The organism is Allorhizocola rhizosphaerae (assembly GCF_003426775.1).
Classification (GTDB): domain Bacteria; phylum Actinomycetota; class Actinomycetes; order Mycobacteriales; family Micromonosporaceae; genus Allorhizocola; species Allorhizocola rhizosphaerae.
Genome location: NZ_QJUG01000275.1, coordinates 1 through 9,910, shown reverse-complemented (window position 1 = coordinate 9,910; position 9,910 = coordinate 1). Strand labels below are relative to the sequence as shown.

Here is a 9,910-nt window from a genome sequence, read left to right as displayed (position 1 = left end):
CGCCTCAACAGCGGCCGACACAGCCTCGCTCGTGACCGCCCCGTCCGCGAGCGCCGCCGTCGCCGCGGCCGCGAACCGGTCGCCCGCACCGCACGCGTCCCCGTCGCCGCGCACCGGCGGTCGCACCATCAAAGGCACCCCGCCGCCGTCGACGAGCAGGGCACCCCGCTCGCCGAGGGTCACCGCGACCGCCGAAGCGCGCCACCGGTTTCTGGCCCCGAACGCCGCCTGAGTCAAAGAGGCTATGGACCCTTTCCCGGTACCACCCGGAAGCTCACTTTCATTGGGAACGACCAGCCGCAGCCGGGGCACCGGAGAACCTCCGCGGGGATGCGGATCCCACACCACCGGCCGGGTGGCGGCGCACGCGGCGATCAGCCGGCGCACCTCGTTGGCCGAGGTCGTCCCGCGCCCGTAGTCGCTGACGAGCACGCACGCCGCATCGGCGAGCGCCCGCTGGGCCGAAGGCCCAGGGGCGCCAACGGGAGCGGGCGCACTGTTGCGGTCCAATCGCAACACCGTGCGCGACCCGACCCGCAGCCGCACCTTCTCCGGCGTCATGTCCACTTCGGACAGCTCAAGCAGCTCGACCCCGGCCTCCTCGATGAGTTGCCGAAGCCGTTGCCCCGCAGGATCCCTGCCGACACTCGCGACCAACTGCACGGGCCGATCCCCGAGCGCCGCGAGCACAGCCGCCAAGGCCGCACCGCCCGGCCGGTCGGCGGCGTCGGCCTCGTCGAACACCGGCGCCGGCTCCCCCGGGCACACCCGTTCGACCCGGCCGGACAGGTCACGGTCGAGCAGCGCGTCGCCGATGACGACCAGCGGTTTCATGACCCATCACCCGCGACCGAGGCCCGCATGGTGGGCAGCAGTTCGTCGACGCACCCGCACAGCAGGTGCACGAGCACCTGATGGACCTCCTGCACGACCTGCGAATCACCCGAGTCGACCGCGATGACCCGCTTGGACAGCGCCGCGAGCGGGTTGGGCAGCGGACCGGTCAGCGCCCACGGTTCGGCGCCCTTTTCCAGCGCGGCCTCGGCTGCGCCCACACAGTTGGGGCTGGTGCCGCTCGTGGAGAGCATGAGCACCACGTCACCGGGTTTGGCGTGCGCCCGCACCTGCCGCGCGAACACCTCGCGATAACCGTAGTCGTTGCTCAGCGCCGTGACCGTCGAGCCGTCGCCGGTGAGTGCGAAAGCCGACAACGGCTCCCGCTCGTCGCGCATCCGCCCGACCAGCTCGGCCGCGAGGTGCTGGGCGTGTGCGGCGCTGCCACCGTTGCCCGCGGTGAACAGGTGCCCGTCGTGGGTGAGCGTCCACGCGAGGCGGAAGCCCCACTGCATTATCTCGTCGGCGTGGCCGTTGAGGTGGTCCAGCGCCGCGTTGAGTTCTTCCAGATGGGTTTGGATGGCCGTGCTGTTCATCCGTGAACCTCCTTGAGGAGCTGGTCCCAGTCGGCGAGGAACCGGTCGAGCCCGTACCGTTGCACGGCCGCCTCCCTTGCCCGCTCGCCGAGGGCCTTTGCCGCCGGGGCGTCGTTCATGAGCCAGGCGATCGCCTGCCGCAGCACATCCACCTGCGTCGAAATGATTCCCGCCTCGGGCGGGATGGCCTCCACCGCCTCGGTCGTCGCGAGCGCGACGACGGGCATGCCGAGCATCATGGCCTCGATCAGGCTGAGCCCGAGCGATGTCCAGCGGAACGGGTGCAGGTATGCCCGTCGCTGCGCCATCTCGCCGTGGAGCTCGTGCAGCGGGATGTCACCGTGCGGCGCGACACCGCGCATGTGCACCGACGAGGTCGCGATGCCGTACAGGTCGACCGGGGCCGTTTCGGCGAAGCGCGGCAACAGGTCCGTGCCGGTGACCCGCCAGCGCCGCATGGGCTCGTTGATGACCGCGGCCACACGCTGAAGCGAACCCGTGTAACGGTGCCCGGGGTCGGGCACACCGTGCTCGATGACCGCCCGCAGGGTCCCGCCCGAGTCCCACATCAGGTCGTTGAAGTGCGTCACGTGCACCAGCACCAGGTCATCCCGATCAGCGAGCGGATGGCGCGTGCTGGGCACGCCGCCCTTGGGCGTGTTGTGCTCGACGTAGACTTTGGGGAGGTCGCGCACGAACCTCAGCTCCGACGGGTCCTGCACGATCGCGACATCCGCGCCGTCGAACGGCGGCGACACCTCGACCACATTGGACGGCCAGTCCCGCCCGGCGCGCCCGATGCCCGGATTCGTGGCGAGCAGATAGGTGTGCGGGCCACGGACGAACGCGTCGGTCCACGAGCCGTGCACGTGCCACAACAGGATCCTCATCGCACCAACCGTCCTACCGCGCGCACGACCTCGTCCGGATCGATGCCGTCCAGGCACGGGTGCCCCGGCACCGGGCACTGCAGCGCGCGCGTGTCCCGGCACGCGGCGAGCTGGTCGCCCAGCCGCACCACGGCCGTCCGATATGGACCCCACCGTCCAAACGCGATGGTCGGGGCGAACAGCGACACCACGGGCGTGCCGACCGCGCTCGCCAGGTGCGCCGGCCCGGTGTTGCCCGTGACCAGGCACGCCGCGCCCGCCAGAAGCTTTGCCAGGCGGGCGAAGTTCGTGCGCCCGCCCAGATCCACCGCACCGTCGACGGCGACCTGGGCGGTGAGCGGGCGCTCGGCGGCCGAACCCGTGACATAGACGGGATATCCGGCCCGGCGCAACCGCCGCGCGAACTCCGCCGCCACCTTGGGCGAGCATGCGCGCGCCGGCGCGCTGCCGCCCGGGTGGAGCACGACATGACTCCCGCGCTCCACACCTTGAAGAACAACTCTCAAGTGCCCGTCGTCCGTGGAAGGCAGGGGATAGCCCGCCGCGGCCGCAAGGCTCAACGCTCGCACCGGCTCCGGCAGATCGTCGGGCACCCGATGCCGCACGTCCAAAAGCGACCCGGGATAGTCGGCGCTGATCGCGCTGACCCGTGGTACACCGGCCTCCCTGAGCACTAGCGCCGTGGGCAAGGCCGACTGGTGATACGAAGTGAACACGATGGCCTCGTCAACACCCAGCGCGCCAACGCTTTCGACGACCCGCTCGAAGTGGAACGGCCGGGGGCGCGCGTCGATCCACGGCAGCGGATGCGTGACGACCTCGTCGACGCCGGGCAGAAGCCGTGCGGCGACGCGGTTTTGCTGCCCCGCCCACACGGTCACGCGGGCGGCGCGATGCGCGATGGCGCGGATCGCCGGCCCGCACAGCAAAAGGTCCCCCGCGCCGTCGGTGCGCACGGCCAGCACATGCCTCCCGGACGGGGCGAGCTGCTCGGCCTGCACGGCATCCATGCGGGCCAGCACCCAGTCTGCCGCACCGGTGAGGTCGCGCACGACAGCAGGCGCGGTGGCGACCTCCGCGACTCGCGTGGCCTCGGTCGGTACCATCAAAGGCAATGCACCGCAAGCCAACGCGGCCTGCACGTCGGAGTCGATGTCCCCCACGACGACACATCTTCCGGGTGTCGTCCCCAAGGTCGCCGCAGCCCGGCGGATGAGGCCGGGATTGGGTTTACGGCAGGCACACCCGGCGTCTGGCGCGTGTGGACATGTGTGCCAACAGTCAAACGGGCCGAGGAGCTCCTCGACCCGGCGGTTCACGGACTCGACCTGTTCGGCGGAGACCAGACCCCGGCCAATCCCGGACTGATTGCTGACGACACCGGTTTTCAGTCCGCGGGACCGCAGCCGATCCAAGGCCTGCTTGGCCCCGGGCATCGGGAGGACCGCTTCCGGGTCCCCGTTGTATGGCCGATCCTCGATCAGCGTGCCGTCGCGGTCGAAAAGCACCGCATCGAACAGGCGCATTGCTGCGGTGTACCCGGTATCAGTGCGGGTAAACCGGCCTATCTCCAACGTGGAGTTTTCCGGTGCGTCCACCACCCACGCAGCCAATACGCCACGGCCAGTGGCGGGATAAGGACACTGGTGGCGATGAGGGAAGGAAGCGGTTCTCCGGGCGCATTTCGCTTGCGCGTCGACGCGAACTCCGCGGTGGTCGCGGCCCACACCAGCATCGCGGGCTTTCTCCATCGTGGGACGGCCATCGTGAGCAGGGCAGCCGTGGTGAGAAAGTGCACCGGGCGGCGCCCGCACGGGACGCTCAATCTGCGCTGCCAACCGGGGCCGTAAAGCCTGCGCAGCAGGGCGTCGTCGGCGTTGCCGCGCTGGGTCTTCAGGCTGATCCAGCGGCTCTCCTGACGCACGGGATGCACCGTCCTGCGCCGGCCGAGCACCAGCCTGCCCGCCGCGCGGCGCACGCGAAACGCCAGGTCGGCGTCCTCGCGATAGGCGCGCGGGAAACGCTCGTCGAACCCGCCCACGGCCTGCAGGGCGCTGCGCCGGTAGGCCATGTCGGCGGTGGCCCACGCGGCCGCTGACAACCGTTGGGTGTTGGCCGACCAGTCGGTCTGCCGGTGGCCGTTGGGCACCACGATCTGCCCCTGCACCCCGGCCACGTCGGGCGGCTGGTCCAGGTCCTCCTGCAGGTAGTGCCACCACGTGTAGCCGGGCAGCACGTCGTCGTCGAGGAACACCACCCACTCGCCCGTGGCCTTGTGCCAGCCCTCGTTGCGCGCGGCGGCCGGGCCCCTCCGGGACGCGCTGTCATCGACGACGATGACCTCCACGCCATTGCCGTTGCGCGGGAGCTGCTCCTTGAGCCGCTTCAGCAGGTCATGCAGGCTGGCCCGGCCGACGGTCGGGACAACGATGCTCACCTTCGTCATGCACCACGTCTCACAGCAAACGGGCCGAGCGCCAACAGATCGACGGGGGCCGAACCGAACAGCTCCAGCGCGTCGGTAGGGGAGTCCACCATCGGCCGCCCAGCGGTATTCAAAGAAGTGTTCACCAGTACGGGCAGGCCGGTGCGCCGTTCGAATCCGCTCAGCAGATCGGCCGTGAGCGGGTCGTCCTCGGGTGCCACTGTCTGCGCGCGGGCCGTGCCGTCGACGTGCACGACCGCCGGGATGCGCTCGCGCCAGTCCTGGTGCACGTCGTGCACGAACAGCATGTACGGGCTCGGCAGCATGCCGTCGAAGATCTGTGCCGCCTTTTCGGCCAGCACCATGGGCGCGACCGGGCGGAACTGCTCGCGCCCCTTCACCTGATTGAGCCGCTCCGTGTTGTCGGCGTAACCGGGATGCGCGAGCAGCGAACGATGGCCCAGTGCGCGCGGCCCGTATTCGCTGCGCCCCTGGAACCACGCGACGACCCCGTTGCCCGCCAGGACTTCCGCGGCGGCGTCGGCGATGCTGTCCGGCCGGCTGAACGGGATCCGGGCGCGCACAAGCTCAGCTTCCAGCTCAAAGTCGGAGTAGCCGCGGCCGAGGTTCGCGCCGGGCATCGGCTCCAGTTTGTCGCCTGCGGTCTTCGACACGTGCAGCGCCGCACCGAGCGCGGTGCCCGCGTCTCCGGCGGCCGGCTGCACCCAGATGTGCTGCCACTGCCCGGCACGGGCCAGGCGTGCGTTGGCAACGCAGTTGAGCGCGACCCCGCCCGCCATGGCCAGGCTGCGCGCGTCGGTACGCTGGTGCAGCCAGTCGGAAAGGTCGAGGATGACCTCCTCCAGTCGCTTTTGGACACTGGACGCGAGGTCCGCGTAGTCGTCGCGGGTGGGCGCGAGGTCGTTGAGGTCCAACGGATCCACGTGGAAGCCGCCGTCATCGGTGATCCGGATCGCCTGGCGCAGCAGCGGCAGATGCTTGGGCTTGCCGTAGGACGCGAGCGCCATCACCTTGTACTCGTCGCTGGAGCGCAGGAAGCCCACGTGCTCGGTGACATCCTCGTAGAGCAGCCCCAGCGAGTGCGGAAGCGATTGCGCCGCAAGGATTTCGATCCTTCCATCGGTGTAGACGCCGGACAGGTGGCTCGCGCTCTCGCCCCGGCCGTCGAGCACCAGAATCGCGCAGTTGCCCGGGTCGGCCTCCTCCGGCGCGGCGAGCGCGGCCGATGCGGCGTGTGCCACGTGGTGCGGCACGAACACCACGCGCGCCGGGTCGAGGCCCGGCAGCGCGGTCGCCAGGAACTCCGGCGCGCGGCGGGCATACAGCACGCGCAGCCAGTCCCACGGGTCGTTGAGGCCCATCTCCTCGGCCGGGCGGCACAGGTCCGGCTCGAACGAGTACGCCACGGCGTCGAGCTGGTCCGGCCGCAGCCCGCCCTCGGCAAGGCACCAGCGGGCCGCCAGCTCCGGCAGCTCCCACGTGGAGAACGCATACGGCCGCTTGCCGTGCTTGCGGCGGCTGAACCGTTCCTCCTCGGCCGCGGCGATGATCCGACCATCCACGACCAGGGCGGCAGCGGGGTCATGGAACACCGCATTGATGCCTAGGACTCGCATGTGCGCTGCCGTACCCCCGGGCCGGGTGGGCGAAACGTTTCGCCGGCGGCTCGCCACAGGAGGTCACCCGGCCTTGCTGCCGAACGCGGCGGGCGGGCCGAGGCGAGACGAGACACGGCCATCAGTTTCGTGTGCGGCGGTTCGGGTACCCACACGGTTATGAACTCGAAGCACGGCCCGAGAATGGACGAGCAGTTGGCCCACGAGGTCCAGGCCCAGGTGCAGGGCAACCCCGGCGGAGCCCGTGCGCAGGAGTGGCGCGAGCCCGAGCCCGCGGCGGACGGCGAGCCGACGCCGAGCGGGATCCCGTCCGGCCACCAAGGCACCGACACAGGCGATGACCGCGACCCCGACATGCGCGACAAGCGCGCGCTGGTCGGCAGCTACCTGACGCGTGACGTGTTCCCGGCCGACCGGGGACGGCTCATCGAGCACGCGAAGGCCCAGCGCGCGCCTGACGACGTACTGGCCGTGCTGCAGAGCCTGCCGGGCGACGCCCGCTACGCCAACGCGCAGGAGCTCTGGGCGGCGCTCGACATGCCTTCGGGCCCGCGCTTCTGAAGCGGCGAGCCCGGCCAGATGGGCGTCCACAATGCGCCGCATGCTGGTGGCCTGGGGTCGTTGCAGCCCGGCTGTGGGCGCCTTCAGCCGCTTCTGGAGGCCCGCAACCGGCTCTTGATGTTTTCGACGAAGGGCGAGACAAGCAGCTGGCGCCACGGGAGGAAGAGCGGGCTGGGCAGGTCGGAAAAGTCATACCAACCTTGCCGGACGTATTTGTCCGGCTCGGTGATCCGCTCTTCGCCCGCCAGGCACCGGCTGGTCATCCAGACCGTGACGTAATGCTTGCGTTCCACTGGGAAAACATCGTTCGTCAGGGCACCGAACCGCACGTCGGCGATGGATAAACCGGTCTCTTCCTTGACCTCCCGGGCTGCGGTGTCCTCAAGCTCTTCGCCGAACTCCGGATGCCCGCCGGGAACCGACCATGTTCCCTCCCCATGGGCTCCCAGCCGCTGCCCCATGAGGAACTTTCCGTTTCTGAACACAAAGACGCCGACGCCAACCTGGATAACTGACACGATGGCCATCTTCTCAGGTCGGAGCAGACGCTGTGGTCAGCGCGCGGTCGCAGGCCGCGAGCACGTCCGCGACGGTGATGCTGTCGACTGAGAGGGTTTCCGGATCCCACAACACTTGGTGGCGCGGCAGCGGTGGTGGGCCCCACAGCGCCGGGCTCATCGGGCCGAACAGCACGACGGAGGGCACGCCGAAGGCGGTCGCCAGGTGGGCCACGCCCGTGTCGCCGCTGACCACCAGGCGGGCCGCGCAGATGAGCGCGGCGAGCTGTTCGAGGTCGAGCTTGCCGGCGAGATTGAGACCATCGGCCCCGTCCGCGATCGCGCGCTCCGCCCGGTTGCCCGTGAGCACGACGCGGTGCTCGGGCGGCAAGGCCTCGGCAAGCGCGGCGAATCGGCTCCAGCGGCGCTCCGGCGACTTGGCCCCGACATGCAGCACGGTCGCGCCGCTGACCGGCGGGGGTGACTTCGGCTTGTGCAGGGCCAGATCGGACGGGTCGGCCTCGATGCCGTACCACTCAAGCATGCGGCACCACCGCCGCACCTCATGCTCGTCGTCTCTCCATTTTGGCCCACACGGCAGGTTGAAACCCAAGGTGCGCTTGGGCCGCAGCCGCGCCAGCAGCCGGTGCGACTGCGGGCCGCGGCCATGCAGATTGACCGCCACGTCCGGGACAGTCACGAGGGGAGAGCGCGTGAGACCGGGCGTGACGGCCAGCTCATCGACCGCACCGATGAGGGGGACCAGCTGCGCGAGCCAGGCCGGGGCCGCGAGCGCGAGCCGCTGGCCGGGCCACGCCGCCCTGATCCCCCGCAAGGCGGGCACCGCGGTGGCGAGATCGCCAATCCCCAGTGCCCGCAATACCAGTACGGTCATGGTTGTCCACTAAAGACGGTCACGTTCCTCGACGCGGCGGTATTCCGTGCTTCTCGGCACGGTCACGTCCTCGTCGACCGTCTCCCGCGTGACCGTGCCACGACGCCGCGGTCCCCAGATCAGCGTCGTGAAGATGAGCCCGACGATACCGGCCGCCATCAGCACCCAGCCGACGACGTCAAGGTCGAGGAAGCCCACTTGGACGTTCAGTGCGAAGGTGAGGATGGCTCCGATCGCGATCAGCAAGATGCTTGCGCCGATACCCATTTCCTCGCCCCCTTTCTATGCCTCGCGAGATTTATGCCTGCGGGGTGGAGTTGGTGTTACCGGAGGTGGACACGGCCGCCTTGGCCTTCTCTATCGGACTGCCGGGGGTGGCCTTCGCCTTCGCGAGGCGTTCGTCCACGTTGTGCTTCGCTTCGCGAAGTTCGTTGCCGAAGTTGGCAACCGCGTCGTTGACCTGGGTGCGACGACGGCGGTAGAACTCAGACGCTCCCCAGCCGACAAGCACTCCGATGATTCCAGCCCTGACCATCGGCCAGGTGCGCTTGGGGGCGGGGCGTCCGGCCATCGCGTCCCATGCCAGCAACGTCCGGCGGCGGGCCTCGTCGCCGAGGTCCTTGGCCCGGTCTGTCGCGGCGTCACGGAGTTCGTGCCACGCTTCAGACGCGGCATCACTGGTGGTGTTGCGATTCTTACCAAACATGAGCTCAGAGATACCCGTGACTTCCGGTATCAAACGCGGCAGCACCGGGTACTCATCAGGTCATGGCCGACGTGATGGTTTTCTCACCCAGTCCTCAGCTGACCGTCACGATCGAGGACGACGATCAGGTCCACTTTCACGCCGGTGGGCAGGGCGTGTGGCAGGCACGGATGATTACGTCCCTCGACGTCGACGTGGTCATGGTGACCGCGCTCGGTGGCGAGTCCGGTGAGCTGTTGCGGCCGCTGATCGCGCGCGAGGGCATCCATCTGCGCGCGTTCATCACCGACGCGGCCAACGGCGTCTATGTGCACGACCGCCGCGGCGGATCGCGCGACGTGATCGTCGAGTCTGCCGGCGAGCCGCTGGGCCGCCATGAACAGGACGAGCTCTACGGCATCGCGCTCGCCGAGGGCCTCAGGGCCAGGGTGTGTCTGCTGAGTGGGGTCACCAACCCCGAGATAATGCCGTTTGACGTGTACCGGCGGATGGCCGGTGATCTGAAACGCAACGATTGCGTGGTCGTCGCGGACCTGGCCGGTGACTATCTCCAGGCCGTCGTGGAGGGCGGGCTCGACGTGGTGAAGGTGTCCCATGAGGAGCTTGAGGTCGATGCGGGCGACGTGGACGCGCTCGTCGAACGCATGCGCGAGCTGCACCGGCGCGGCGCGCAGAACGTCATCGTGAGCCGTGCCGAACAGCCGGGGCTGGTCCTGCTGCGCGAGCGCGACGGTGGGGTGTTCGAGGTGGACATGCCCGAGCTGGAGCCGGTCGATCCGCGCGGCGCCGGCGACTCCATGACGGCCGGGGTGGCCGCGGTCCTCGCGCACGGCGGCGACATGGCCACGGCCGTGCGCACGGGCGCGGCC

General features: G+C 69.7%; 12 protein-coding genes. 2 read left to right on the top strand and 10 right to left on the bottom strand.

All coding sequences use genetic code 11. The annotated features are described in order from the left end of the window. The 6 genes from DM816_RS36640 to DM816_RS36615 form a co-directional block, all read right to left on the bottom strand. Nucleotides 1-834, bottom strand: an 834-nt coding sequence (locus DM816_RS36640; RefSeq protein WP_246002566.1) for a PfkB family carbohydrate kinase, incomplete at its 3' end; no start/stop codon positions are given. After that, nucleotides 831-1,430 carry a D-sedoheptulose-7-phosphate isomerase gene (locus tag DM816_RS36635; RefSeq protein WP_117215101.1) on the bottom strand — a complete coding sequence of 200 codons (600 nt, stop codon included), beginning with the start codon at nt 1,428-1,430 and terminating at the stop codon, nt 831-833. The genes DM816_RS36635 and DM816_RS36640, both read right to left, overlap by 4 nt. Beyond that, nucleotides 1,427-2,320: a glycosyltransferase gene (locus tag DM816_RS36630; protein ID WP_117215100.1), complete on the bottom strand. Its 894-nt coding sequence runs from the start codon at nt 2,318-2,320 to the stop codon at nt 1,427-1,429. The genes DM816_RS36635 and DM816_RS36630 overlap by 4 nt, the downstream gene beginning before the upstream one ends. Then, nucleotides 2,317-3,846, bottom strand: a complete 1,530-nt coding sequence (locus DM816_RS36625) for an HAD-IIIA family hydrolase (RefSeq protein WP_117215099.1) — start codon at nt 3,844-3,846, stop codon at nt 2,317-2,319. The genes DM816_RS36630 and DM816_RS36625 overlap by 4 nt, the downstream gene beginning before the upstream one ends. A gap of 38 nt (nt 3,847-3,884) precedes the next feature. Next, nucleotides 3,885-4,766 (bottom strand): glycosyltransferase family 2 protein, encoded by an 882-nt coding sequence (locus DM816_RS36620; RefSeq protein ID WP_117215098.1) that lies wholly within the window; start codon nt 4,764-4,766, stop codon nt 3,885-3,887. Then, a complete protein-coding gene (locus tag DM816_RS36615; protein WP_117215097.1) occupies nt 4,763-6,382 on the bottom strand; it encodes a carbamoyltransferase family protein in 1,620 nt (539 codons plus the stop codon). The genes DM816_RS36620 and DM816_RS36615 overlap by 4 nt, the downstream gene beginning before the upstream one ends. Nucleotides 6,383-6,541: 159 nt before the next feature. On the opposite strand from DM816_RS36615, the gene DM816_RS36610 reads away from it, so the two are divergent. Continuing rightward, nucleotides 6,542-6,943, top strand: coding sequence for a DUF2795 domain-containing protein (locus DM816_RS36610; protein ID WP_117215096.1), 402 nt, complete (start codon nt 6,542-6,544; stop codon nt 6,941-6,943). An 83-nt stretch (nt 6,944-7,026) separates the two neighbouring features. Here DM816_RS36610 and DM816_RS36605 read toward each other — a convergent pair whose 3' ends face one another. From DM816_RS36605 to DM816_RS36590, 4 genes are read right to left on the bottom strand one after another with little or no spacing between them, the layout of a single operon-like run. Next, complete coding sequence (locus DM816_RS36605; RefSeq protein WP_211589015.1) at nt 7,027-7,470, bottom strand: nucleotide triphosphate diphosphatase NUDT15; 444 nt, start codon at nt 7,468-7,470, stop codon at nt 7,027-7,029. 4 nt (nt 7,471-7,474) lie between these two features. After that, nucleotides 7,475-8,335, bottom strand: a complete 861-nt coding sequence (locus tag DM816_RS36600) for a glycosyltransferase family 9 protein (RefSeq protein WP_117215095.1) — start codon at nt 8,333-8,335, stop codon at nt 7,475-7,477. Between the two features lie 9 nt (nt 8,336-8,344). Then, the gene (locus tag DM816_RS36595) at nt 8,345-8,602 is read right to left on the bottom strand and encodes a DUF6458 family protein (RefSeq protein ID WP_117215094.1); all 258 of its coding nucleotides are present in this window, start codon (nt 8,600-8,602) and stop codon (nt 8,345-8,347) included. Nucleotides 8,603-8,633: 31 nt separating this feature from the next. Next, nucleotides 8,634-9,086 (bottom strand): hypothetical protein, encoded by a 453-nt coding sequence (locus DM816_RS36590; protein ID WP_162908194.1) that lies wholly within the window; start codon nt 9,084-9,086, stop codon nt 8,634-8,636. 17 nt (nt 9,087-9,103) lie between these two features. Between DM816_RS36590 and DM816_RS36585 the strand changes: the two genes are divergently transcribed. Beyond that, on the top strand, nt 9,104-9,910 hold an 807-nt coding region (locus tag DM816_RS36585), incomplete at its 3' end, for a PfkB family carbohydrate kinase (protein ID WP_117215092.1).